At 72.2% G+C, this 23,998-nt stretch carries 25 protein-coding genes; 10 read left to right on the top strand and 15 right to left on the bottom strand.

All coding sequences use genetic code 11. The features are described 5' to 3' along the window. Positions 1 to 10: 10 nt before the first annotated feature. Positions 11 to 700 (bottom strand): 4'-phosphopantetheinyl transferase family protein, encoded by a 690-nt coding sequence (locus KYY02_RS22350; RefSeq protein ID WP_371240570.1) that lies wholly within the window; start codon positions 698 to 700, stop codon positions 11 to 13. A gap of 135 nt (positions 701 to 835) precedes the next feature. Between KYY02_RS22350 and KYY02_RS22345 the strand changes: the two genes are divergently transcribed. From KYY02_RS22345 to KYY02_RS22325, 5 genes are all read left to right on the top strand, one after another. Continuing rightward, positions 836 to 1,816: a helix-turn-helix transcriptional regulator gene (locus KYY02_RS22345; protein ID WP_371240568.1), complete on the top strand. Its 981-nt coding sequence runs from the start codon at positions 836 to 838 to the stop codon at positions 1,814 to 1,816. Positions 1,817 to 1,975: 159 nt separating this feature from the next. Next, the gene (locus KYY02_RS22340) at positions 1,976 to 3,337 is read left to right on the top strand and encodes an MFS transporter (protein ID WP_371240566.1); all 1,362 of its coding nucleotides are present in this window, start codon (positions 1,976 to 1,978) and stop codon (positions 3,335 to 3,337) included. A 29-nt stretch (positions 3,338 to 3,366) separates the two neighbouring features. Continuing rightward, the gene (locus KYY02_RS22335; protein ID WP_371240564.1) at positions 3,367 to 4,395 is read left to right on the top strand and encodes a 3-oxoacyl-ACP synthase III family protein; all 1,029 of its coding nucleotides are present in this window, start codon (positions 3,367 to 3,369) and stop codon (positions 4,393 to 4,395) included. Between the two features lie 46 nt (positions 4,396 to 4,441). Next, complete coding sequence (locus tag KYY02_RS22330; RefSeq protein WP_371240562.1) at positions 4,442 to 4,741, top strand: acyl carrier protein; 300 nt, start codon at positions 4,442 to 4,444, stop codon at positions 4,739 to 4,741. Further along, positions 4,738 to 6,240, top strand: coding sequence for an AMP-binding protein (locus KYY02_RS22325; RefSeq protein WP_371240560.1), 1,503 nt, complete (start codon positions 4,738 to 4,740; stop codon positions 6,238 to 6,240). The genes KYY02_RS22330 and KYY02_RS22325 overlap by 4 nt, the downstream gene beginning before the upstream one ends. A gap of 61 nt (positions 6,241 to 6,301) precedes the next feature. On the opposite strand, the gene KYY02_RS22320 is transcribed toward KYY02_RS22325, so the two are convergent. Together KYY02_RS22320 and KYY02_RS22315 are read right to left on the bottom strand one after the other, a co-directional pair. Beyond that, on the bottom strand, positions 6,302 to 7,237 hold the full coding sequence (locus tag KYY02_RS22320) for an HAAS signaling domain-containing protein (RefSeq protein WP_371240558.1): 936 nt from the start codon (positions 7,235 to 7,237) through the stop codon (positions 6,302 to 6,304). Further along, on the bottom strand, positions 7,234 to 7,572 hold the full coding sequence (locus KYY02_RS22315; protein WP_366060732.1) for a PadR family transcriptional regulator: 339 nt from the start codon (positions 7,570 to 7,572) through the stop codon (positions 7,234 to 7,236). Before KYY02_RS22315 ends, KYY02_RS22320 begins: the two co-directional genes overlap by 4 nt. An 810-nt stretch (positions 7,573 to 8,382) precedes the next feature. On the opposite strand from KYY02_RS22315, the gene KYY02_RS22310 reads away from it, so the two are divergent. Beyond that, positions 8,383 to 9,084, top strand: coding sequence for a GOLPH3/VPS74 family protein (locus KYY02_RS22310; RefSeq protein WP_371240555.1), 702 nt, complete (start codon positions 8,383 to 8,385; stop codon positions 9,082 to 9,084). On the opposite strand, the gene KYY02_RS22305 is transcribed toward KYY02_RS22310, so the two are convergent. Together KYY02_RS22305 and KYY02_RS22300 are read right to left on the bottom strand one after the other, a co-directional pair. Next, a complete protein-coding gene (locus tag KYY02_RS22305) occupies positions 9,071 to 10,126 on the bottom strand; it encodes a phosphotransferase family protein (protein ID WP_371240553.1) in 1,056 nt (351 codons plus the stop codon). The genes KYY02_RS22310 and KYY02_RS22305 overlap by 14 nt on opposite strands. Then, positions 10,119 to 11,096, bottom strand: coding sequence for an LLM class flavin-dependent oxidoreductase (locus tag KYY02_RS22300; RefSeq protein WP_371240551.1), 978 nt, complete (start codon positions 11,094 to 11,096; stop codon positions 10,119 to 10,121). The genes KYY02_RS22305 and KYY02_RS22300 overlap by 8 nt, the downstream gene beginning before the upstream one ends. Positions 11,097 to 11,160: 64 nt before the next feature. Between KYY02_RS22300 and KYY02_RS22295 the strand changes: the two genes are divergently transcribed. Beyond that, complete coding sequence (locus KYY02_RS22295) at positions 11,161 to 11,433, top strand: helix-turn-helix transcriptional regulator (protein WP_371240548.1); 273 nt, start codon at positions 11,161 to 11,163, stop codon at positions 11,431 to 11,433. Further along, positions 11,430 to 11,897 (top strand): hypothetical protein, encoded by a 468-nt coding sequence (locus KYY02_RS22290; RefSeq protein ID WP_371240546.1) that lies wholly within the window; start codon positions 11,430 to 11,432, stop codon positions 11,895 to 11,897. Before KYY02_RS22295 ends, KYY02_RS22290 begins: the two co-directional genes overlap by 4 nt. A gap of 101 nt (positions 11,898 to 11,998) precedes the next feature. Here the strand turns inward: KYY02_RS22290 and KYY02_RS22285 are convergent, their stop codons facing one another. Then, the gene (locus KYY02_RS22285) at positions 11,999 to 12,178 is read right to left on the bottom strand and encodes a hypothetical protein (RefSeq protein ID WP_371240544.1); all 180 of its coding nucleotides are present in this window, start codon (positions 12,176 to 12,178) and stop codon (positions 11,999 to 12,001) included. A gap of 196 nt (positions 12,179 to 12,374) precedes the next feature. Between KYY02_RS22285 and KYY02_RS22280 the strand changes: the two genes are divergently transcribed. Together KYY02_RS22280 and KYY02_RS22275 are read left to right on the top strand one after the other, a co-directional pair. Then, entirely contained in the window at positions 12,375 to 13,661 is a 1,287-nt protein-coding gene (locus KYY02_RS22280; RefSeq protein WP_371240542.1) for a M16 family metallopeptidase, read from the top strand. After that, complete coding sequence (locus tag KYY02_RS22275; RefSeq protein WP_371240540.1) at positions 13,658 to 14,974, top strand: M16 family metallopeptidase; 1,317 nt, start codon at positions 13,658 to 13,660, stop codon at positions 14,972 to 14,974. The genes KYY02_RS22280 and KYY02_RS22275 overlap by 4 nt, the downstream gene beginning before the upstream one ends. 80 nt (positions 14,975 to 15,054) lie before the next feature. On the opposite strand, the gene KYY02_RS22270 is transcribed toward KYY02_RS22275, so the two are convergent. From KYY02_RS22270 to KYY02_RS22230, 9 genes are all read right to left on the bottom strand, one after another. Further along, positions 15,055 to 15,249, bottom strand: a complete 195-nt coding sequence (locus KYY02_RS22270) for a hypothetical protein (protein ID WP_371240538.1) — start codon at positions 15,247 to 15,249, stop codon at positions 15,055 to 15,057. Positions 15,250 to 15,274: 25 nt separating this feature from the next. Continuing rightward, positions 15,275 to 16,564, bottom strand: coding sequence for an ABC transporter permease (locus KYY02_RS22265; protein WP_371240536.1), 1,290 nt, complete (start codon positions 16,562 to 16,564; stop codon positions 15,275 to 15,277). Beyond that, the gene (locus KYY02_RS22260) at positions 16,561 to 17,490 is read right to left on the bottom strand and encodes an ABC transporter ATP-binding protein (protein WP_371240534.1); all 930 of its coding nucleotides are present in this window, start codon (positions 17,488 to 17,490) and stop codon (positions 16,561 to 16,563) included. Before KYY02_RS22260 ends, KYY02_RS22265 begins: the two co-directional genes overlap by 4 nt. Positions 17,491 to 17,561: 71 nt before the next feature. Then, positions 17,562 to 18,344: a class I SAM-dependent methyltransferase gene (locus tag KYY02_RS22255; RefSeq protein WP_371240532.1), complete on the bottom strand. Its 783-nt coding sequence runs from the start codon at positions 18,342 to 18,344 to the stop codon at positions 17,562 to 17,564. Continuing rightward, positions 18,341 to 19,003, bottom strand: coding sequence for a flavoprotein (locus KYY02_RS22250; RefSeq protein WP_371240530.1), 663 nt, complete (start codon positions 19,001 to 19,003; stop codon positions 18,341 to 18,343). The genes KYY02_RS22255 and KYY02_RS22250 overlap by 4 nt, the downstream gene beginning before the upstream one ends. Next, positions 19,000 to 20,838: an ABC transporter ATP-binding protein gene (locus tag KYY02_RS22245; RefSeq protein ID WP_371240528.1), complete on the bottom strand. Its 1,839-nt coding sequence runs from the start codon at positions 20,836 to 20,838 to the stop codon at positions 19,000 to 19,002. Before KYY02_RS22245 ends, KYY02_RS22250 begins: the two co-directional genes overlap by 4 nt. Positions 20,839 to 20,901: 63 nt before the next feature. Beyond that, positions 20,902 to 21,963 carry a T3SS effector HopA1 family protein gene (locus KYY02_RS22240; protein WP_371240526.1) on the bottom strand — a complete coding sequence of 354 codons (1,062 nt, stop codon included), beginning with the start codon at positions 21,961 to 21,963 and terminating at the stop codon, positions 20,902 to 20,904. After that, positions 21,960 to 23,081 carry a class V lanthionine synthetase subunit LxmK gene (gene lxmK / locus KYY02_RS22235; RefSeq protein ID WP_371240524.1) on the bottom strand — a complete coding sequence of 374 codons (1,122 nt, stop codon included), beginning with the start codon at positions 23,079 to 23,081 and terminating at the stop codon, positions 21,960 to 21,962. The genes KYY02_RS22240 and lxmK overlap by 4 nt, the downstream gene beginning before the upstream one ends. 217 nt (positions 23,082 to 23,298) lie before the next feature. Further along, positions 23,299 to 23,469 carry a helix-turn-helix domain-containing protein gene (locus KYY02_RS22230; protein WP_371240522.1) on the bottom strand — a complete coding sequence of 57 codons (171 nt, stop codon included), beginning with the start codon at positions 23,467 to 23,469 and terminating at the stop codon, positions 23,299 to 23,301. Positions 23,470 to 23,998: the final 529 nt, after the last annotated feature.

Genomic DNA, 23,998 nt, shown 5'->3' with positions numbered 1-23,998 from the left:
ACATGGCCGCTTACTGCCAACCGCTACCGGGCGAAACACCTGCCGTCAGCAGTCCGGACCAATCCGCGGCCGTCAGACAGACGACCGTCACGAGATATCCGGAACGCACCGCCCACCGCCCCTCGAACCCGTGCCGGACCTCGGGCGCCACGCCCCGGAACAAGCCATCGGCGGCCAGGCGCACCGCGAAGTCACGGACGCCCCACCGGCGCCCCAGCCAGGGCGAGAACGCCTTGTAGGACGCCTCCTTGGCGCAGAACGCCAGCCGGTCGGCCGGCACCCCGAGGGCGGCACCCAGGGCATCGGCCGACCGCCGTTCGGCGTCCGCCAGGAGTCGCGCGGCCACGACGGCGGGCAGTGGCGCGGCAGGCTCGGCGTCGATGCCGAGGGCGGCGTACTCACCGGCCGGGGCCACGACCGCCGCCCGGTAACCGGGGCAGTGGGTCAGGCTGCCGACCGCCGCACGCGGCCATCGCGGGGCGCCCGACACATCCGGAAGAAGCGGTTCCGGCGGGACGCCCAACCTGGCCAGCGCCCTGTGCGCACAGCCCCGCGCGAGGGCGAACTCGCGCTGCCGCTCCCCCGACAGGCCCCGTACCACGGCCTGTTCGGAGGGAAACAGGCAGGCCACCTCCTCGGGCCCCGCGTCGCCGTACACCTCGCACAGTTCGACGCCGCCGGGAACCAAGCGATCGAGCACCACAGTCCCCCACAGGAAAGATCGTCTGTTTGTACGATCGGCGCCGAAGATACTCCCTCACGCATGTGTGCGGTGGGTAAAAATGACCGGCGAACTGGGCATCGCCGGATGACGGGGACACGGGGGTGTGACTCCATGCTGCAGAGGCTAGGGCTGGACCGACTCACTCATGCGGTGTACAAGCAGCTCTTCGCGGGGCGGTACCGGAAGGCGGACGAGATCGCCACCCAACTGGGCGTTCCTGTCGAGGACGTGCGTGCTGCGCTGGAGCGGCTGACACAACTGGACCTGCTACGGCCGTCCGGCGAGGATCTCGGCGAGCTGGTGGATCCCCGCCTCGCCCTCAAGGCCCTGCTGCTGCGTCAGATGTCCGGAATCGAGGACCGGCTGCGGGAGTTCGAGGAGGACCGGGCCGCCGTCAGGACCCTTGTCGACCGGTACGCCGAAGCCCGGCCGGGCGGCCTGGAGCCCGGCTTCGAGTGCGTCGCCGGCCGTGCGGCGGTCACCGACCGGCTGCACGAGCTGTCCTGCTCGGCGGAGACCGAGTGGCTGGCCTTCCTGCCGGGCGGGCCCTCCTCGGCGAACTGGCTGGAGCCCGCGCAGGAGCTGCACCGCAAGGTCATGGCCCGAGGTGTGGCGAACCGTGTGGTCACCACGGACAGCATTCGCGGCGACGCCCACCTCGCCCTGCGCGCCGCCTGGGAGGACGAGCCGAACTGCAGGGTGCGTACCGTTCCGTCGCTGCCCGTGCACCTGCTCCTCGTCGACCGCTCCCTGGCGTTGCTGCCCTCGGACCCGCGTGACCCGTGGCACAGGGTCGTGCAGATCAGCGTGCCGGGGGCCGTCGAGGCGGTGAGATCCTTGTTCGAGCGAGCCTGGGAGAACGCGGTACCGCTCGGTTCCAGCGGTCCGGGGCTCGACGACCACGGGCTCAGTCCGCGCGAGAAGGAACTGCTGCGCCTGATGGCACGCGGCCTCAACGACGAGGCGATCCGTCGGCGTCTCGGCGTCTCCCTGCGCACCGTGCGCAGGATCGTCGCCGAACTGTGCGCACGGCTGGGGGCGGCCAGCAGGTTCGAGGCGGGGTACCAGGCGGCCAAACGCGGCTGGATCTGACGGCTGCCGGAGACAGCGGCACCGGCGGCAACATTTCCTTCCCCGGAGTTGCCGGTGCACTGCCTGGCCGGGCCGGTGGCCCTTCGGCCAGCATGCTGGTCGGATCCGCGGCACCGGCCCGGACCGGTTGACGCGCGAACGGACGGGAGACGGACGACGATGGTGCGGTCACGTCCGGAGGACACCGGGAAGCCACCGTCGCTGTGGCGGGATCGCGACTATGCCGTCTGGTGGTCCGGCGAGGGACTGTCGGCGCTCGGCAACAGCGTCTCGACGCTCGCCTTCCCCCTGCTCATGCTCCACCTGACGGGGTCGGCGGCCCAGGCGGGCACCATCACCGTGCTGCACATGCTGGGCCGGCTCGGCACGCTGGTGATCGGCGGTGCCCTGTCGGACCGAGTGTCACGACGGCTTCTGCTGGGCCTGGCCGCGCTGGTCGAGGCGCTGTCGATGGGGGCCGTGGCCTGGCTGGTGTACCGGGGCGACCCTGCGGTCCTCGGACTCGACGCGCTGGCGCTGGCGAGCGGGCTCGGGGCCGGCCTGCGGTCCGGCGTGACCTCGCCGGTGCTGCGCCGGATCGTGCCCAAGGAACGGATCGCCGACGCCACGGCGCAGGGCATGGGCCGCGACATGCTGGCCCAGCTCCTCGGCGCCCCGCTGGGCGGCCTGCTGTACTCGACGGCGCGCTGGGTGCCGTTCCTGTTCGACGCCGTCTCCTTCCTGTTCATCACCCTCGGCTCGCTCCTGATCCGCCGGCCCCTCGGCCCGGACCGGCAGGACGACGGGGAGCAGCGGCAGGGTCTGGCCGCGGACGTCAGGGACGGGCTGCGCATGATCCGGCGCAGCGACTACCTGGTGTTCACGCTCGCCTGGGGCGCCGTGCTCAACGCGGTGGCGCAGGGCTTCATGCTGCTGTTCGTGGTCGTGGTGCAGCACCGGGGCGGCGGACCGAACACGATCGGCGTGGTGACCTCCATGGCGGTCACCGGCGGCGTGATCGGCGCCGTACTGGGTCCGCGGCTGATGCGGCAGATCGGCGCGCGCCGCGTCCTGCTGCTGTCCGCCTGGCTGTTCACGGCCTCCTTCGCCGCGGTCGCGGTCGCGCCGGAGCCCTGGCAGATCGGCCTGGTGCTGATGATCGGCATGACCAGCATGATCCCGATCAACATCGTCACCGAGTCCTACGAGGTCCGGCTGGTCCCCGACGCGTATCTGGGGCGGGTCGCCGCCACGGGGCAGTTCTGCTTCCAGGCCGTTCAGTGGACCGGTCCGCTGGTGGCCGGTGTCCTCGCCGACGTGATGGGCGTGGAGTCGGCCGTGCTGGTCCTGGCCGCCGCCATGGCGGTCCTGGCGCTCGTCCTGCACCTGGGCCGGCGCAACCTCGTCCTGCTGGACACTCCGCTGGAGGAGGTCCAGGAACTCCCCGCCCTCGACGCCGGACTCCCGGAGACCGCCGGACTCCCGGAGACCGCCGAGGACGACGCCGTTCTGATCCAGTCGTCGAAGGACCGGACGGGCTGATCCGTCCGGCGGGCAGGGAAGGGCCACGCATGAGCACGTCATCGGAGTTGGGCATCGTCGCCATGGGCATGGCCTTCGGCGAGCGGCGCGATGTGTCGGCCACGGCGGCCGACTACGTACCCGATCCCGAGGCGGTCACGGCCCTCGGCTACGAGACCTACCACCGCGCCGCGCCCGGCGTCACCGCCGTCGACCTGGCCGCCGAGGCGGCGCGGGAAGCCCTGGAGAACGCCGACGTCACCGTCGCGGACGTCGACCTGGTCGTCGTCGGCAACTCCGACGTGCCGGACTACCTGGGCTGGGACCCCTCGGCGGCCGTGGCGCGGGCCCTGGGCGCGCACGGCACGCCCACCGTGCTGTTCACGCAGGCGTGCGCGGCGTGGTCGCCCGCCCTGGACCACGCCGCCGGCGCGATGGCCCTCTCCCCCGGCGTCGAGACGGTGCTGGTGGTCCTGGCGAACGTGATGAGCGAAGCCCACGGCAACCGGATGGACTTCAACGGCTGCGTCGCCAGCGACGGGGCCGTCGCGGCCGTCGTCCGCCGTGGGCATCCGCGGTTGCGTCGGCTGTCCTCGGCGCAGTTCACCAACCCCGACTACGCGGACCTGTTCCGCATCGAGTACGGCGGGGCCGCCGCGCCGCTGCCGCCGCCGGGGCGCGGGCTGAAGGACGTCAGCCCGATGGCCTCCGTCTACCGGCACTTCGACCGGGACCCGAAGCGCTTCGAGGCGTTCATGGACGAGATCACGGCGCGGCTCGCGGACGTCGTCGAGGAGGCCCTGTCCCGCGCGGGACGGGACCGGTCCGAAGTGGCCCGGCTGATCCACATCAACGACAGCCGGCAGACGTTCCGTGCGGTGGCCGACGCCGTCGGCATCCCGCTCGCCCGCACCAACGCCGAACTGGCCCGCTCCCTGGGCCACATGGGCACCGCCGACCAACTGGTCTGCCTGTGGCGGCACATCGAGGCCGGTGAACTGGTCCTCGGGGACCTGGTGGTCCTCACGGGCGTCGCGTCCCCGGGGATGCACTGGTTCTGCACGGTCGTCGAAGTGTGAGGCGGCGCGCCCAGCATGCCAACACCTGTGAAAGGACGTACCGAACATGGCCGCCGATCCTCCCAGCACGCCGGTGGTTCCGCCCGCCCCCTCCGAGGCGGACATCGCCGGCTTCGTCGTCGAGCGTTTCCTGCCCGGCGTCGACGCCGGCGATCTGGACCCGGAGTACGACCTCCTCACCACTGCGGTGATCGACAGTCTCGCGGTCCTGCACATCGCGGCCTGGCTGACGGACGAGCACGGCGTCGAGCTGCCCGACGAGGAGCTCGTCGCACGCAACTTCCGCACCGTGCGCGCCATCCGGACCACGGCCGGCCGGGCGACGGCCGGGGAGGAGCTCTCTTGACCGCCCCGCTGCCCCTCGCCGCGGCATTCGCCGCCCGGGCCGCCGAGCGGCCGTCGGCCCCCGCACTCGTCTGGGAGGACCGGACGATCGGGTACGGCGAGCTGCACGCCATGGCCTGCGCGGCCCGCACCCAGGTGGAGGCCGCCGCGCCGCACCCCGGCCGCCCGGTGGGCCTGCGGGTGCGGAAGTCGCCGGATTCGGTGGCCCTCGTCCTGGGCTGTCTGATGGCGGGCCGCAGCTTCCTGCTGCCCTCCCACGAACTGCCCGACCTGCCGCTCAAGGAGCTGTACGCGCAGGCCGGATGCGCGGTGGTGCTCGGTCTGGCCGACGATCCGCTGGTGGACGTCGTGGTCGCCCCGTCCGCCGCCGCACCGGACGACGGCACCGGGCGGACGCGTCCGCCCGCCGGGGTCGCCGACGACGACACCGGCTTCCTGCTGACCACGTCCGGTTCCACCGGCCTGCCGAAGATCGTGCCGCTCTCGCAGGGGGCGGTGGCCCGGTTCACCGCGTGGGCGGCGGACGCCTTCCCGCTCGGGCCGGGCGCCAGGGTCCTCAACTACGCGCCGCTCAACTTCGACCTGTGCCTGCTGGACGTGTGGAGCACCCTCGCGCACGGCGGGACCGTGGTGCTGGCCGACCCGGAGCGGGGCACCTCGGCGCGCTATCTGCACGACCTGGTCACGGGCCACCGCGTGACGCTGGTCCAGGGCGTTCCCCTGCTGTTCGAGCTGCTTGCCCGGGCCACGGCCGAGGCCGGCCCGCTGACCACCCCGGAGTACCTGGTCTTCGCGGGCGAGGCGATGCCGGCCCGGGTGCTGGCAAGCCTGCCTCCGGCGTTCCCGCACGCCCGCTGGTTCAACAACTACGGCTGCACCGAGACGAACAACAGCTTCCTCCACGAGGTGGACCGCACCGCGCCGGTCACCACGCCGCTGCCGATCGGCCGCCCGCTGCCCGGCGTGCACTGGCTGATCGCCGGGGACGACGGGCGTGCCCTGACCGGTTCCGGCCGGGGCGAACTGCTTGTCAGCACGCCCTTCCAGAGCGTGGGTTACGTCAATGTGCCCGCCGCCGGGAAGTTCGCGCCGCACCCCGACGGCGTACCCGGGGTGGTGTATTACCGCAGCGGCGACGTCGCGCAGCGGCACGAGGACGGCTCGCTGAGCGTGCTCGGACGGACCGACTACATGGTCAAGGTGCGCGGCACCCAGGTCAGCACCCAGCACGTCGAGAGCGTCCTGCTGGAGCACCCGGCGGTCGCCGAGGCGGCCGTCGTCGCGCTCCCGGACCCGGTCGCCGGCCACCGTCTGCACGCACGCGTGCGGCCCGCCGCGCCGGGCTCCGTGAACGTGCTGGCGCTGCGTCGGTACTGTGCGGAGCGGGCGGTGCGGGCGGCCGTGCCGAGCGTGTTCGAGATGGTGTCCGAGCCGTTGCCGAGAACGTCGACGGGCAAGGTCGACCGCAACCGGATCAGGGACTCGCTGAACACGGTCTGACGCCAGGACGGAGGGGGCTGCCCGGTCGAGACCGGGCAGCCCCCTCCGTGTCGTCGCAAGGTCAGCGGAGCGCCGTACGGAAGGCCTTGAACACCGAGGTGGCGCCGATGGCGAGCACGACGACCGCGGCACCGCCGTAGACCGACTCCTGGGATTCCCAGAGCGTCCTGGCGTCGGCGAGGAAGCCGGGGTTGAAGAGTTCCTGCCGGTACAGCACCCAGGCCAGCGGCAGCGTGAACACCGCGTGGGCGAGCGCGTACCAGCCGGCCAGCCGGATGTTCCAGCCCTGCCCGGCCACCCGTGCCACCCCGACCACCGCGAGACCGGCGAGACCGGCGAGTACCGGCCAGACCCAGCCGGACCACAGGTCCGGGTTCAGCACCTCGAGGTGCTCGCCGCCGTCCGTCCGGTACGGCTCGGCGGTGTGCTGCCAGACGATCAGCGCGAACAGCAGCACGTCCCACGCCACGGCGGCCAGTGCCGCGACGCCGCCCCCGTCCTGCTTCGGGGCGTCGGGCAGCTCGTCCAGCGTCCAGCGGTCGCCCGTGGTGCCCCGGCGGTGGCGGACCCGCTCGGTCACGGCGAACACCACCGTGATCACGGCGACCAGCTGGGCGCCGACGCCGATCAGCGTGCCGAGACCGACACGCAGGGCCGCGCCGACGCCGCCGCCGTCGGCCACCTCCAGCAGCGCGAGGCCGAGGGAGAGCGCCGGCAGCACGGTGGCCGCCAGGGTGCCCAGCACCCGTATGTAGGCGGGATACAGGTCGGGGCCGATCAGTGCCAGCGGCCGCTCGGTGCACCGGGCCGCGTACCGCACCGGGTCCCCCAGCTCGCTGAGCACCTCCCGCTCGGCAGCCCGGAGGTCACCGCCCCGACCCTCGATGGTGTCGGCGATGGTGGCGCGGAGCTCCTGGGCCATGTCCTCCCGCTGGTCCGCCGGAAGCCGCCGGACCACCTCGTGGACATAGCGTTCGGTGAGCAGCCCCGTACTCATTCGTTCTCCTTGGTCAGTTGTGAGATCGAAGCGACGAGATCCCGCCATTCACGCACCAGGCCCTCCCGGACACGGGATCCGTCGGGACTGACGCGGTAGAACTTGCGCGGCCTGGACTCGTCGGTGTTCCACTCGCTCATCAGCAGCCCCTGTTTCTCCAGGCGCCGCAGCAGCGGATAGAGCGTGTTGCCGTCGACGGTGACCCCCGCGTCGTCGAGCGTCTCCAGAAGCGCATAGCCGTACTGCGGTTTCCGGAGCAGCGCCAGACAGGCGAGCACCACCGTCCCGCGGCGCAGTTCCTGCGCCTGGCTCAGGGTCAGTTCTTCTACGGACACGACTCACACAATACTGTGCGTCGCACACTATTGTCACTCCCTGATCGATGCGCGTTTCCCGGGCCGGCGTCCGGGAGGCTACGGAGCGGCGGAGACCGCCGGGCGAACGGGGAAGGACGCCGGCACCCCGGCCGGAGGACGACCCGGCGTTCCGTGACCGCGCCGGTCCGCGTGAACGTCGCGCCCCCGGGAGCACAGGGCTCCGGAGGACGCGAACACCGACGGGCCGGAGGGTTCGAGGGACAGGTCCGGTACGTGGCCGATCCCGAGGTCCGCGGCGCGCTCGCCCGGCGGTCGGGCGAGCCGCTCGGCGGGGCGCCGGATCCGGAGGACGTGGAGCCGCGGAGGAACGGGGCCGGCCTCCGGCGCACCGCCGCGCCGCCCTGCGTCGAGCAGAACCGAAAGGGTGTCCGGCAGTCGTGGGAGTCCTCCGGGACTTCCGGCTTCCTCAGCCGGCACGAGCACGGGACGGCTGAAGGACCGTTCGCGCGGGTCGGCGCCCCAGTCCTCCCCCATCGCGGCAGATCACCGCGTCGGCTGGTCCCTCCCGGAACATCTGAGCCACGGGTACCACCGCACCCGGCCCGGCCTTCCTGTACGGGGCCAGGAGCGGGTGCGGCGGCACGTCCGGGATACCTTGGGGCCCCGGGCCGGGGTCCGGCTGCTTCCGGCCCCTCCAGCATGTCTCCGGTGGCCGGGATCGGTCCGGTGCGGGAACGGCGGTTCGGGTAGGCGTGCCCGAGCAGCCGGGTGAGGACCTCGATCACCGCCGACCGGCCCCGCCCGGACACCGAAGGAAGGAACACAGCGATGGAACCCCCCACGGCAGGCACCGCACAGAGCTCCGAGGCGGCCGCGGCCACCCTGGGCGAGCAACTGCTCCTCCTCTCACTGGACGACGCGTCCGGCACCGCCAGGGAGTCGGCGAAGGTCGCCCCGGCGATCGCCGCGGCCGAGCTGGTGGAACTCGCACTGGCCGGCCGGATCGACGTCACCGACGACACGGTCACCGTCGTCGACGCGACGCCGCCGGGCGAGCCCGCCCTGGACGCCGCGCTCGACGCCGTCGCCGCCAGGCAGAGGCCGAGCGGCACCAAGGACTGGATCAACCGGCTGAAGAGGGACGCCGTGGCCCGCGCGAACACGGGTCTGATCGAGAAGGGACTGGTCCGCGAGGAGAGGAAGAAGGTGCTCGGCCTCTTCCCCGTGCGCCGCTACCCGGAGGCCGACGGCTCGGTGGAGGCGGCGGTACGGCAGCGCCTCCACGCCGTCGTCCTGCAGGGCGCGGCGCCGGACGAGCGTACGGCGAGCCTGGTCGCCCTGCTGCACGGAGCGAAACTGCACCGCCTGGCCTTCCCCGACGCCGATCCGCGCCGGGTGGAGGCGGCCATGGAGGCGGTCTCCCGGGGCCAGTGGTCCGCGGCGTCGGTGCGTCACGTCGTGAAGGCCGCGGAGGACGCGCTGACGACGATCATCGCGTTGACGGTGATCACGTCGGTCACCACGAACTGACGCTTCCGGGGGCCGTGCCCCACCGGAGAGCGGGGGCACCGTCCTCGGCGAGCGTCTCCGCCAGTAGGTCGCAGTAGCGGCGCAGGTCCTCGTGCCAGCCGACGAACGACGCGAAGTCCCGCATGTGGACGGCCAGTCGGAGCGTGGCGGCGCGTTCGGTGCCGGGCGGGAGGGCGGCGGTGCCCGTGCCACCGGTGTAACCGGAGAGCAGGGCGTGCGCCGCCGCCGGGTAGTCGACCGGTGGCCCCTGCCCGGCGGCGCCGAGGCCGCGTGCGGCGGCGGCGCGCAGTTCGTGCAGTTCCCCGAGGATCCAGCCGACGTCGAGGGCCGGGTCGCCACCGGTGACCTCCTCGCCGGTGAGCAGCGCGGCCCGGCCACCGGCGGCGGAGGGGACCAGCCAGCCGGTGCTCGGCGCTCCGTGCAACAGGACCGCGCCCGACCCGCCGGCTGGTTCGTTCGCGGACTCGGACCAGTCGGCCAGCCGGGCCCACAGCGAGGGGCCGAGCCGGGCGCGGGCCAGTGCGCGCAGCCGGACGGCTCCCGGGGCGGCCTCCTCCCCGGCGGCCCAGGCGCGGAGCCGCCCCAGGCCGGGGTGGGGCGTCCGCTCCGGGAAGTCCCACGGCTCCCGGTGCAGCCGCCGCAGTGTCCTGCCCACGTCTGCCAGCGCGCGCACCGCGAGCCGGCCGGCGGTGCTGTCGCCGGAGGGCAGCAGCCGGGCCACCGAGACGGCCCCCTGCACGCGGTACAGCACGCCCTGCCGTTCCGCGCCGTCCGGCGCCGGGCCGCCCGCCCACTCCCCCAGGGCGAGCCGGGCGCCGGGCCGGCCGTCCACCGGGTCGCCGCCGGCGTTGCCGGCCCGGCGCAGGGCCGCCTCGACCGCCGCTGCGGGAAGGCGCTGCGGACGGGAGTGGGCCGGTCCGGGCGCGCGCAGCCAGCTGAAGGCCGTGCCCCCGTGGTGTCGCACGGTGATCCGCAGATAGCGGGTGCCGTACTCGCGCACGGTCACCGGGTCCGCCTCCCCGAGGGCGGCCGGCTCAGCCACCGTGCCGCCGCCGAACCGCCTCGATGATCTCCCGGGCGTCCCGCAACGCCGCGTCCGGCCCCTCGGTGAAGAGCACCCCGCCACAGTTGAGGATCACCTCGTCCACTCCGGCGCCCCGGTAGTCGTCGAGGCGGCAGGCGATGTGGTCCGCCGAGCCGAACACGTAGGTGCCGCTGTCCACCAGGGCGGCGGCACCGGCCCTCGGGTCGGACGGTTCGGCCCGCACACCGGCGCGGCGCAGCATGTCGGTGTAGTGGTCGGCCGCCAGATGCCCGGAGGCGGCCGTGTGCGCGAGGACGTACGGGTCCCGGCCGCCTCGCTCCACCGCGACATGGACGACGGTCGCGACGCGGCAGCGGATGTCCCGGTCCTTGGCGCCTTCCACCAGGGCGGGCAGCAGGGTCTCGGCGACGTATCCGGGCGGGGTCATCCAGGTGATGGCGACGTCCGCGACGCCGCCGGCGGTGCGTGCCATGTTGGGGCGCAGTACTCCCACGCCGACCTCCACGCCCGGGTGGTCCATGGGGATCAGCCGCCCCCGCAGCGCGTGGTAGTCGCCCGCGTGGTCGACGACCTCCCCGTCGAGCAGTGCACGGACCGTGCGCAGGTAGTCGGCGGCCATCGTGCGCGGGCTGGGATAGGTGCGTCCGTTGAGGCTGCGCACGAACGCCGGTGCGCCGACGCCGTATCCGGCCACCACCGTCCTCCCGGTCAGCAGGGCGAGGGAACGGGCCTGCAGGGCGGCCTCGTACGGGTGGCGCAGCGGCATGAGGGTCACACCGGTGCCGACGGGGACGCACACCCCTGAGCCGGCGAGGTGGGCGAACGCCTGATGGGGCTCCAACCGGAGCGACTGCCCCGTCCACAACCGCCGCGCGCCGGTGTCGCGCACCAGTTCGGCGAAGGGCCGCAGGGCGTCCGGGGTGTCGGGCATGTTCGGCACGAGCACGCTCGGGAGCACGTCGGTCACGGGCAGACCTTCCTTCCCATAGCTTTTCCTTGACGATCTGTTGTGTTAGCACTACATTCCTGGCATGAGTCCAGTGAGCCGTCGCGAGGGAATGCCGATCTACAACCAGCTGAGAGTGCTGCGCGCCGAGCGCGGTCTCAGCAGGGTCGCGCTGGCCGAACTGGTGGAGGTGCACCCGCAGACCATCGGCGCCATCGAGCGGGGCGACTACTTCCCGAGCCTCGACCTGGCCTTCCGCTTCAGCGACGTGTTCGAGCTTCCGGTCGAAGCGATCTTCAGTCGTCAGCCCTTCGCCCCGCTCTCCGCCCAGCTGTACAAGAAGGAGGAACGCACGTGAGCCGGGAAGGCCCCGACGGGACGACGAGTCCGGTCCGCAGCCCCATGCGTCCGGTGGCACTCGCGCTCTGCGCGCTGGGCGCCGCCATGGTGGTGCTGTCACTGATCTCGGACGGCAACGCCTTCTCCGACTCGTGGTGGCTCGTGGGTTTCGTCCTGTGGCTGCTGCTGTGGAGCGTGCTCCGCTCGATGACCCGGGGCGTGGCCGAACGGCCGGGAGCGGGACTGGACGAACGCGAGCGCGGGCTGCGCGACCGGGTCGCCTTCATCGGGTACCAGTGCGCGATCGCCTCCGGCATGGCCGTCGTCCTGCTCATGATCGTCTTCCAGGGCGACGCCGGGATGATCGAGCGGATGCCCGGGCTGCTGACCACGCTGATGCTGACGTCGTCGGCGCTGCCCTCCATCGTCCTGGGGCTGTCCGACACGGGCGCCGAGGACTCCGATCCCTCCCAGGACGAGTGAACCGACCCCCGGAAACCGGCGTCACGCCACCGTACGACGGGGCGGGTGCCCACCGATTGCGGCGGTGGGCACCCGCCCCGTCCCTCAGCGGGTCACACGATTCAGCAGGAGTGGTCGAAGGTGTTGTCGATCGACACCGCCGAGACGGCGGACACGGCGGAGATGCACGCCTGCGACGAGGTGGTGATGGTGGTGGTGGCGCCCGGAGCCTCGACCGCGGGAACGATCTCGTCGGCGGCCGCGTAGGCCGAGTAACCGCTGATGAGGGACTCGGTGTTCATATTCACTCCCATTGGTGTGAGCGGAATCGAGTGGTGACCGGATCGGCGATATCGACGTTCGCCTTCTCCGGCCGTGCCAGCACCATTCCCCGGCCGGTGCCGCGAAGGCAACGGAGTTGACCGCATGCGGACAGTGGCCGATATCGGTCAACGTTCCCGGTTGAGCGGGCAGTTGCCTCGGCCTATGCTCGCCCGGGTGATTCGAACCCAGTTGCGCCGCCTGAATCTGGAAAATGGTCTGCGGGTGCTGCTGGCACCGCACCCCGTCGGCGCCTCGGTCGGCCTCGCGGTGCACTACGGTGTCGGTTTCCGGACCGAGCCCAAGGGACATACGGGCCTCGCGCACCTCTTCGAGCACCTCGTCTTCCAAGGCGGTCGCGGTGCCGCACCCGAGGGGTACCTGCCCCGGCTCCAGCGCGCCGGCGGTTCCGGTGACGCCAGAACCCGCCAGGACGTGACCGTTTACCACGCCGCCGCTCCGGCCTCCGCCGTGGAGATGCTGATCGCGCTCGAAGCGGACCGCATGCACGCCCCCTGCATTTCCGCGCGAACCCTGCGCACGCAGACCGCGGTGATCGACGAGGAGATCCGCCTCATGGTGCGCAATCGTCCCTACGGCGCATTCCCCTGGGTGCTGCCGGGCACCCTGAACTCGCATGCGGAGAACACCAGGGACGGGTACGGCGAAACCGCCGACCTCGCAACCTTCGACATTCCGCGCTGCGAAAGGTTCTTCGCCGACCACTACGGCCCCGGAAACGCCGTGGTGACACTGACCGGCGCGTTCGACCCGGGGTCGGTGGAACGTCTCGTGCGCAGCCACTTCGCATCCGTGCCGGCGCGTCCGACGGCGGCCCCGCCGGACACGTACGAGCCGGCACCGGACCGGGAGCGGCGACGGACGGTCGCCGACCCGCACGCCGGAACGCCCGCCGTGGCGGTGGGTTACCGGATGCCGGACCCGGTGACCGAGCGCGCCGACTACCTCGCGCACCTGGTCCTGTCAGCACTGCTCGGCCAGGGCAGACAGGCCCTGCTGCGCCGCGGGCCGGCCGCCGCGCGGATGACGGGCCTCTCGACGGGCTGCGGCCTCTTCGGGCTGCCGCTGGACACGACGGGACCCGATCTGCTGACGCTGTTCGCCCTGCACGAAGGCGGCCCCGAGGACGTCCTGGCCGCGCTGGACAGCACGCTGGAGACGCTGGCGAAGGACGGCGTGGACCCTGGTCTGCTGCGTGCCACGACCGCGCGCTGGGCGGCGGGGGCGTTGCGCGGACTCGCCGATCCGGGCACCCGGGCCCAGCTGCTCGGTCTGCGCGAGATCCTCTTCGGCGAGGCGGAGTTGACACAGACGCTGCCGGAGCTGGTACGGACGGGAGTGACCGGGGAACAGGTGAGCCGGGCCGCTGCCCGGCTCACCTCCTCGAACCGTGCGGTCGTGCGCTTCGTACCGGCCGGGGTACGCGAGAAGGCGGCGGCGTGACCGGGGACTCGGGTCCGGGCCCCGCGGACGAGCGTCTGCCACTGCCCGACGTCGACACCACCCTCGCCAACGGGCTTCGCCTGGTGGTGTGTTCGGCCCCGGTCGTCCCCGTCGTGGAGATCCGCCTCACCGTCCCGTACGCCGCGAGGGAACCCGGTGAGGTGACCCGGTGCCAGTTGCTGGCCATGACCCTGCTGCGAGGTACCGCGCACCGGGACGCGGACGCTCACGACGCCGCTCTCGCCGCACACGGCGCCACCCTGGACGCCACCGCGGACGCACACCGGTTCGCCTTCACCGGGCACACCATGGCCGACGCCCTGCCCGACGTGCTCGCCCTGCTGGCCGAGACCGTCCGCGAGCCGCGGCTGACGGAGGACGCCGTCCGCCCCGAGCGCGAAGCGCTGGTGCGCCGTATCCGGCTGGCCACCCACCAGCCGGCGGCCCTGGCACAGCACGCGCTGCTGCGGCGGCGGTACGGCGACGAGACCGCCGCCCTGCGGCAACCGGCACCCGAAGCGGCAGCCGCCTGCACACCGGACGACCTGGCCGCACTGCACGCGCGGCATCTGGGCGCCCGGGGCGCGGTGCTCGTGCTGGTCGGTGACCTGCGACCGAAGGACGCCGTCGCCGCGGTCACCGACGCCTTCGGAGCGTGGGGACCGGGGCCGGCGGACGACAGACCCGGCGCGCCGTCGTGGTTCGCGGGCGGACCACTGCTCCGGGTGGACCGGCCCGGTGCCGTCCAGAGCGTGATCCGGCTCGCCGCCCCCGCGCTGCCCCGCACCGACCCGGGCTACCCGGCTGTGCACCTGGCGCAGTTGGTCTTCGGCGGATCCTTCGCCTCCCGCCTGGTGGCGTGCCTGCGGGAGGAGAAGGGGTACGCCTATCAGCTCGGTTCGGGCGTGGAGTCGGTTCCGGGGGCCTCGACGTTGATGGTCGAGGCCGACACCGCCGCCGAGCACACCGTGCCGGCCCTCGCGGTGATCAGGGCGGAGCTCGAGCGCATGGCGGCCGAGCCGCCGTCGGCGGCGGAGGTCGACGCCGCCCGGAGCTACGCGGTCGGCTCCACCGCCACGGCGATGTCCTCGCCGCACGCACTGGCGTCCGGGCTGGCCAACCTGGTGCACATCGGTGCCGGTTCGGACTGGCTGCACAACTGGGGACCGCTGCTGCGGGGCGTACCGCACGAGGCGGTCGTCGAGGCGGCCCGAAAGCACTTCCGTCCCGCCGGTTTCACGGGCGTGGTCGTCGCCGACGAGACGGCGGTGGCACCGTTGCACCGGGGCAGCACCGGCGAACTCGACTTCTGACGGATCGAGGGGGCGGTGCTGCCGCGTGGTCCACGCGGCAGCACCGCCCCCTCGGGAACCCGTGCCGAAACCGGGGCTGATCAGCCCCGGCTCTTCCTGATCCCCGCGAGCACGGCGACGACGAGGGCGATGGCGATGACGATCCAGAGGGCGGTGCTCATGAGGTACTCCTCGGTTGTGGAACGGCCCGGCGGGCCGGGTGGACGTGTCGCGGACAGGGTGTGCGGGACGAAGGACGGAACAGAGGTGACGGACAGGACGGGAGAGACGGACAACGGGCGACGGGCGGGGGCGGCTTCCTCAACGCAGCCTCAGTGCCTCGGCGAGTGGAACCCTGGAGCCGCTGCGCAACACGCTGTTGGCGTACATCCGCCCGGCGAGCCGGGTCGTCGCCGCCAGCGCGGCGACCGCCAGGGCCAGGGAGAGAATGATCTGCCAGACGGGTGCGGTACCGAGCAGCATGCGGGCCGGCATCAGGATGGGGCTGAGGGGCGGCACGAGCGACAACCACTCGATCAACGGGTCGTGCGCGTTCTTGCTCAGCAGGGCCAGGCCCAGCACGAACGGAGTGGTGATGAGCAGCATCACCGGTTGCGCCACCCCTTGGAGGTCCTCCTGCCGTGAGACGCGCGCGGCCGCCGCGGCCAGCATGGCGGCGAAGAGGAAGAAGCCGAGCAGGAACCAGACACCCAGGGTGACCAGCGTCCCGCCCACGGCGGTCGGCAGGGTGACGGTGCCGGCGCCCTGTGCGAGGGCCACCGCCGCGCCGCCGAGCAGCACGAGCTGGGTCAGGCCGACCACGGCCACCCCGATCAGCTTTCCGGCGAGGAGCTGCCAGGGGCGAATGGTGGAGAGCAGCAACTCCACGACTCGGCTGGTCTTCTCCTCCACCACACCCTGCGCCAGCATGATCCCGTAGAGGACGAAGAAGGAGTACAGAAGCCCGGTGGAGGCGAGGATCAGCGCGAACTGCTCGGCCGCGCTGTTGCCCGAGGGGTCCAGCGCGTCGACCTCCACCGTGGCCGAGGCCACTCGTTGCCTGAGCTCCAGGGGGTCCACGCCCGCGCGTTCCAGTTCCCTGGTGGTGCGTTCCTCGGCGACGGCGGCCCGTACCACGGCGAGCAGATCCTCGTCCGCCTCGTGTTCCACGGACAGGGTGAACCGCCCGCCGGCTCCGCCGCCGATCATGGCGGAGAACTCGCCGTCGCGCAGGAGCCGATCGGTCCGGCCGCCACCGACGGAGACGAACTCGAAGCCGTCCGCCTCCTCGGCCACCGCGGCGAGCGCCGGGCGCAGCGCCGAGGCCTCCGGTTCGACACCTACCCTGGCGGGCCCGTCCCGGGCAACGACGACGATCAGGGCATAGGCGGCGAGCCCGAGCAGCAGCCCCAGGGTGCTCAGGACGAAGGACCTCGTCCGCATCCTGCTGCTGATCTCCCGCCGGGCGACCAGGCCGACCGCCCTGCGGGCCGGTAGTGCGCCGGGGCCGGCCTGGGAACCCGCGGTGCCCCGGTCCGGCGCGCGATCCCGCTCCTCGCCCGGCCCGTCGTGGCCGGTCGCCCGGTCCGAGGCTCGTGCCGTCGTGCTCATCGCTCGCCGCCTCCGGTCCGGTCGTCCGTCCCGGTGACCAGGTCGCGGTACAGCTCGGTCAGCGGCGGGTTCTCCGACACGAAGGCGGTGACCGGCCCGGTGGCCAGTGCCGCGTGCAGCACCCGCTGGTCGTCCGCGCCCTTCGCCAGGCGAAGCCGCGTACGGGTACCCTCGCGGCTCACGACCTCCACGCCCGCCAGCCCCGCGGCCCAGTTCCCGTCCGCCTCCGGGGCGTCGACCAGCAGTCGGCGACCGGCGTTCTCGCTCAGCTCCCGGTACGTTCCGCAGGCGATCAGCCGCCCGCCGCCGACGATGCCCACTCGGTCGCAGAGCCGCTCGACCAAGGACAGCTGGTGGCTGGAGAGCATGACGGGTACTCCGTCGGCGGCCCGCTCGGCGAGCACGTCGCTCATGACGTCCACCGCCACCGGGTCGAGCCCGGAGAACGGTTCGTCGAGCACCAGCACCCTCGGTCCGTGGACCAGCGCGGCGGCCAGCTGCACCCGCTGCTGGTTGCCGAGGCTCAGGTTCTGGACCTCCTCCGACGCGTGATGGGCGAGCCCCAGCCGCTCGATCCACCGGCCCGCCGCGGACCGGGCGGCAGCAGACGACAGACCGTGCAGCTCCCCGAGGTAGCGCAGGTGTTCCCCGACCTTCATCCGGGGGTACAGACCCCGCTCCTCCGGCATGTAACCGAACTGCCTGCGGGCGTCGAAGCCGACCGGACGGCCGCGCCACCGCACTTCTCCCGCGTCGGGCGTGAGGACTCCGAGGACGATCCGCATCGTGGTGGTCTTGCCGGCGCCGTTGTTCCCCACGAAGCCGAACAGCTCACCGGCGCGGATGTCGAAGGACATGTCGTCCACGGCCCGGCGTCTGCCGTAGCTCTTCCGTACGCCGTCGACCTCCAGCACCGGCCCAGCCATGTCACACACCTCCCGAAGCAACGCGTTGACTCACTGAAGTATTGCGTTAACACAACAGGCCGTCAAGTTACTCATACTTCTTGGCGCTCCACCACATAGACGTGTTTCTCCGCCCGGTCCGTGACGGGGCTGCGGTCCCAGTCGGCCCAGCGGCCGGTCACACGTAGTCCCGCGAGCCGGGCCATCACGTCGAACTCGGCGGGCCAGGCGTAGCGGCTGACCTCCGGCACCTTGCGCAGTCGACCGGAGTCGATGATCGTGTGGACGACGAGGACGGACTGGAGCGACTGGTTCACCTGGACCGTGTCGAGCAGCAGCGCGTCCGGTGCCAGATGGCTCACCTGGGTCGTCGCCTCGGTGAGCCGGTGGTAGACCTGCGGGTTGTACGTCTCGAAGACCGCGGCCCCGCCGTACGCGAGCGCGTCGTGGATGCCGCGCAGGCAGTTGATCTGCTGCTCCTGCGTGGGGAGCATGAAGAAGGTGTTGAGCGCGGTGAGGACAATGTCGTACCGCTCCTCGACAGCCAGCGCGCCGAAGTCGCCCACCGAGGTGGTGACCTCGCCCGTGGGGTCGTTCTCGTGCAGTTTCGCCAGCATCGAGGGGGACGCGTCCACGCCGTGCACCCGGTAGCCCTGCCGGGCCAGCGGAATGGCCAGCCGGCCCGTGCCGACGCCGAGTTCGAGCAGCGATGCGGGAGCGGGCCGCAGCTCCCGCAGGAAGGCGACCAGGGAGTCCACGGCCGGCCCCGAGGAGGGGTAGAGCGAGTCGTAGACGTCCGCCAGCGACTCCCCGTACGCGCTGCTGTCCTCGGCGGACGCCCGCTGCCGGGTCTGCCGTGTTGTTCCGGTGCTCATGGATCCTCCGTGAGGTGTCGGGCGGATGCGTGTTCCTGCTCGGGACCGGCCCGGCCGTCGGGGCCCGGTGCGCCGAGCGCCGCCCGCAGCCCGTCGGCCGCGGCCAGGACCTCGGGGAAGGACGCGGGCGCCCACGCCTCGAGCCTCCCGCTGCTCGTACTGCGGCCGGGGTGGGGCGGGACGACGACCACGTTGCGGCGCGTCCGCAGCCGGGCGGTGTGCTCCGCGTACGCCGGGCTCTCCGCACCACCGGGCGGCAGCGCGGGCGCGAGCGCGATCGCCGCGCGCGTGCACTGAAGCGCGAGGACGGAGGGCGAGTCGCCCAGTCCGGCGGCCAGCCTGGCCAGGTAGTCGAGCGTCGCCGGCAGCACCACGACCGCGTCGGGCCACTGGGCGAGGTCGACGTGCCGGGCCGTCGGTTCGGGCTCGTCGGGCCACCGGTCCGCCAGGACCTCGCACCCGCCGATGGCGGTGAGCGCTTCCCGGGTGACGAACCTGGTGGCCGCCTCGGTCAGCACGTAGCGCACCTGCGTCCCCGGGTGTCCCCCCTTCAGCCAGCCGGCCCAGAAGGGCAGGTGCGCGGCGGTCACGGACCCGGTCCCGATCACCAGCAGGCGGCGCACCCCCACCGGTTCGCCCGCGCTCGCCGCCCCGGTCACCGGGCCACCGCCCCGGCGATCGGGGCGGACGGCACCGGGCCGCCGGACGGCGCGGCGCCGGGAGCCGCCGGGGCGGCTCCGTCCGCCCGCCTCGCCGGGTCGCGCAGCGACTGCCCGTGCACCAGTTCCTGGTAGAGCCCGGAACGCGTCAGCAACTCCTCGTGCGTGCCCCGGTCGACGGTGTACCCCTCGTCCACGACCACGATCAGATCGGCGTCCTGCACCGTGGAGATGCGGTGCGCGACCACGATCACCGCGCGCTCGGCGGCCAGAGTGCGCATCAGCCCCCGCAGCCGTTCCTCGTTCTCGCTGTCGAGCTGTGAGGTCGGTTCGTCGAAGATGACGACACGGGTGTCTCTCAGCAGGACGCGGGCGGCCGCCAGCCGCTGCCGCTGGCCCCCCGACAGGTCCTCGGCACGTCCCAGCTCGGTGTCGAGACCGGCCGGCAGCGCCTCGACCGCACCGCGGAGCCCCAGCGTCTCCAGCGCCCGCCACAGCTCCGCGTCCGGCAGGTCCCGGTCCTGTCCCAGCTGGAGGTTCTGCCGCACCGTGCCCTCCACCAGGGTGAAGCTCTGGTCGACGTAGCTGACCTCGCCGCGCAGCTGGTGCAGGGGCCACTGCTCGACCGGCCGCCCGCAGACGGAGATGCGGCCCGACTCCGGCAGGAGGAAGCGCTCGGTGAGCGCGAGCAGTGTCGTCTTTCCCGCTCCTGACGGCCCGACGATGGCGGTGAGTCCCCGCGCGGGGGCCGCGAAGGTGGCCTCGTGGATGATGGTGCGTCCGCCGTCCGTGTAGGTGACGCCGTCGAACTCCACCGCGGGCGCGGTCGGCGACGGCTCGACCGGAGAGGTCGCCCCGGAGCTCTCCGAGGCGACGGTGAGCACACTGTTGAGCCGTCCGCGCGCGGCCAGGCCGCTCTGCATCCGGGCCACTCCGGAGACCAGCAGGGTCAGCGGCGCGACGAGTTGCAGCAGGTAGACGATGAAGGCGGCGAACTCGCCGATGCCCAGGTCCCCGGAGGTCAGCCGGGCACCACTGGTGACCATCACCGCGATGATCGAGAGCTGCTGGCCGAACTGCATCGTGGGCCCGACCAGGGCGGTCACCCGCGCGACCGACACGGCGGCCCTGCGCGCGTCCTCGACGCTGTGGCCCAGTGTGGACGCCACCTGGCGTTCGGCGAGGAACGCCTTGACCGTGGGCAGGGAGAGGACGGCCGCCGTCATCTGCTGCGACATGGCCCCGATGGCGTTCTGCTGACGCACCACACCGGTGCGGATCGAGCGAACGCACAGGAAGATGCCGACACCGGAGAGGGAGAAGGTGACGAGCACGACGAGCAGCAGGACCCAGTCCAGCACGCCCATGGCGATCAGTGTGCCGACGGACAGGAAGAGCGAGGACGGTATCTGCGCCACCCCGACGTCCACCACGGAGCGCAGCTGCGTGCTGTCGGAGTTGGCACGCGCGACCAGGTTGCCGGCTCCTTCGCGCCGGACCCACCGCAGCGGCAGGGTCAGGATGTGCGAGACGATGCGGAAGCGCGCCTCGGAGACCAGACCCTCACCGGCACGGGCGAGCAGGTAGGAGGAGAGCGCCGTCGCCACTCCGGCGCCCACCGCGAGGCCCGCCATCATCAGCAGCGGGCCGACGGGACGTTCGTCCTCGGCCAGCGCCATCACCAGGTCGCGGACCTGGAGGGGAAGGACGAGGGTGGCGGCCGCGGACAGCAGACTCAGCACCACCGCGGCGGTCACCGTGGCCTTCCGGCCCACCAGCAGCTGGGTGAAGACACGTAGTTCGTCGGTGTTGTCCGGGGGTGTTTCTCTGGCCATGCTGCTGGACCTCCTGCAGGGTGCGGTCGGGTCGGGCCACCGTCTTCGCGCGTGTCCGGCGCTTCAGGCCGGCCGGGGGGCCGTGCGCCACGGCCAGTCGCCCGAGTCGAGGTTGCGGGCGGGATCGGCGGGGTCCACGTTCGCCGCGACGCACGCCGCCGCGAGCTCGGCGGCCGTCGGACGCTCGCGCCGCTGTTCCGCGGCGGCCACGAAGGCCCGCGCGACCACATGCGCCCGGTGTTCGCCGAAACTCAGTCCGCGCATGCCCGTGCGGCCGTCCTTCGGCTCCCAGGCGGCCGTCACCCCGGGCGCGATCTCATGGGCGAACGCGGGGGCGGGTCCCTCCGGCAGGCCGGTGGTCAGAGCCTCCTCGGTCACCGCGCCGACCGCGTCCCAGGAGTCCGGACTCAGGTAGACGACCATGCCGTCGTTGCGCGGCAGGCTTGCCGGATTGGAGATGATTTTCGCTCGGTAGGCGGCGGAGCGGCTCTCCAGGGCGCTCAGTACGGCATGCCACAGCCCGGGGGCCGCGTCGGGGTCCGCGACCCGCAGATAGAGCCGCAGCAGATCGCCGTCTCCGGTGCGGCCGGTGCCGCCGTCGACGAGGAAGAAGCCGGGCGAGACGAGCGGGCGGGCCGACGGGAGGTTCATCAGCACCACCGGACGGCCGGCGTCGCCCGCGGTGCGCCCGGTCTCCCTCAACATCACCGAGTCCGGGACGCCCACGCGCAGGCCGTCGATCTCCACGACCCGCCGGCCGGTGGACGAGCGCCGGTCGGTGAGGACTCCCGCGGCGACCGTCCCCTGATGCGGCGTCGCCTTCGCCAGCCGTGCCTCGTAGTCGGGCGCGCGCAGGGTCCTCGGTGCCTCACGGTCCTTGACCCCGCGCCCGGTGTGCAGCACCTCGTACAGGGTGCGGGCGAGAGCGAACCTCATCGCCGTGGGGGACCCGGCGGTCACCTCGTCGTCCTGTACCCGGGCCGTCCGGCCGTCCGGCGCGATGCATACGGTCTCCAGCGCGAGGCGGAGACCGGCCGACAGCACCGGTGAGGGAGCTCCGTTCACGGCGGCCCGCTCCACCGCCCACTCCTCGGACGGGACGGACTCCTCGGTGCGGGAGCTCATGCGTCCTCCCCCAGTCCGACCGTGCGGACGAAGCTCCGTGGGTCGAGCAACGCGGTCCTGCCTATGCCTGCCGCCGCCCGGACGACGGCCGACAACCGGCCGCTCTCCCTGGTCGAGGCGATCAGCCGGTCGATCAGATGCCAGCCCGCATAGGACGTGGCGCGCACCACGAGTCCGTCGTCGCCGGGGCCGCCGCCCTCGCGGTAACCGCGGTGGAACGCGGAGATCTGCGGCAGCACGCGGGCCAGTTCCTCGCTGCCGCGCGCGACGACCTCCTCATGGGTGAGCACGGCCGAGAACGCGTCGTCCGTCTCCTGCTCGGGAATCCGCAGCACCGCTCGATGCAGCCATTCGCCGACGTACGCCCCGACATCGCGTGCCGGGTCCCCGAGCCGGAACTCCTCCCAGTCGTTCAGGTGCAAGACGGTCCCGTCGAGCAGGAACTGGTCCAACCTCAGGTCACCGTGGACGGGGACGCGGGCGACTTGGGCCTCGGTCGCTCGCAGCCGCTCCAGTGCCGCGAGCAGTGCGGTGTCGCGCTGCAACAGCCCCCATGCCTGAACGAAGGCGCCGGTGGCGTGGACGTACGTCTCCAGCGGCAGCGACCGCAGGTCGTCGATCGGCGGGAACGGGTGGGGGTCCGGCTCGGGGAATTCCTCGTCCCGGAACGGGAGTCGGTGCAGCATGGCCAGTGTCCGGCCCGCCTGGGCCGACATGGACTCGGTGAACTCCTTTTCCGCGGCGAGTTCGCTGCCGGACCTGATGCCGTCGAGCATCCGGAACACCAGCAGTCGGTGTTCCTCGTCCCCGCCGAGGAATTCCGGGCGGGGAAAGGGACGGACACCCCTGCCGGCGAGGCTCTCGAACGTGACGATCCTTCGGTATCGCTTCCGGGATTCCTCAGGGCTCCCTTTGAGCCGTTTCACGAATACCGAATGGCCGACGTCCGTGACACCGGACCAGTTCTCGTTCCGGCCGGGATACGAATAGACCTCCGAAGTGCTCAGAGAACCCAACCGGAGTCGCACCAGAAGCTGTTCGACTGACGCGTCCGCGGGACTGTCGGCAGCCGACGCGGAAGGCCGGCCCTGCGGGTATGTGATCGTTTCGCCTGCCACAGACGATTTCTATCGCGGGGCGGCGCCGAAGGACAGCGAAGTGACCGGGATCGGCCACCGGAGAAGCGGATGCGCCGGGTTCCGTACGGGACGGCCGCCGACGGCACGACCGGCACCGGGTCCGGGCACGGGACGGCGGCCGCCGACGGTCACCTGCCCGTCGACGGCCGCCGCCGTACACGCTCTCTCGCTGACGTTGCCCCAACCCGCGCGCCGGTCAGATGATGCGTCGGCGCACGGCCCAGACCACTGCCTCTATCGGGGTCTCCACGTCGACGCGTTCGCATATCGACCGCACTTTGCGCCGCAGGGTGCGGTCGCTCACCTCCATGCGGCGGGCCACCTGCGCCATGGTGCAGCCCTCGGAGACGAGTTGCAGGATTCTCAAGTGATCGTTCCCTAATCCGATGCGGGATTCCCTCAAGGAAGTATGACGATTCACCTATCAACCTCATGGTCGTCCGACGGTGGGGCGCCGGGTTCCGCTGCACTGGAACACTCGAGGAAGGAGATGACTCACGCCCGCCGAACGTCCACCGGCAACGACTGCCTTGGCGATCAACTGCGGGCCGAAGCGGCCATGGCGTTCTGATCCAGCTCACTCAGCGGTATGAGCTTCCCCCTCGACTGGGACCTCGTGAAGCGTCGGTCAACCCGCGACGCCAAGAGCTTCCTCAGTATACGAACCATCGACTCCGCTTGATCAAGACTTTACTCATGTGTCCGGTGTCACATTGCGACCACCCATACGGAATCCGACATTCCGAACATGGAGGATTTCTTTCCGGGATTCGCGATCCGGATCCGTCGCTTCTTGCTATTCACTGGATTAAGGAGCGCATATCGGGGAATAATAAGCCGCCAACACGACGGCCGCGACCGACAGCTCCTCCGGCCCCTCGACGGAACCGCACCGG

This window comes from Streptomyces pimonensis, assembly GCF_041380215.1.
GTDB classification, from domain to species: domain Bacteria; phylum Actinomycetota; class Actinomycetes; order Streptomycetales; family Streptomycetaceae; genus Streptomyces; species Streptomyces pimonensis.
Note: the sequence above shows the minus strand (reverse complement) of the source record. Positions and strands in the feature narration are given on the sequence as shown.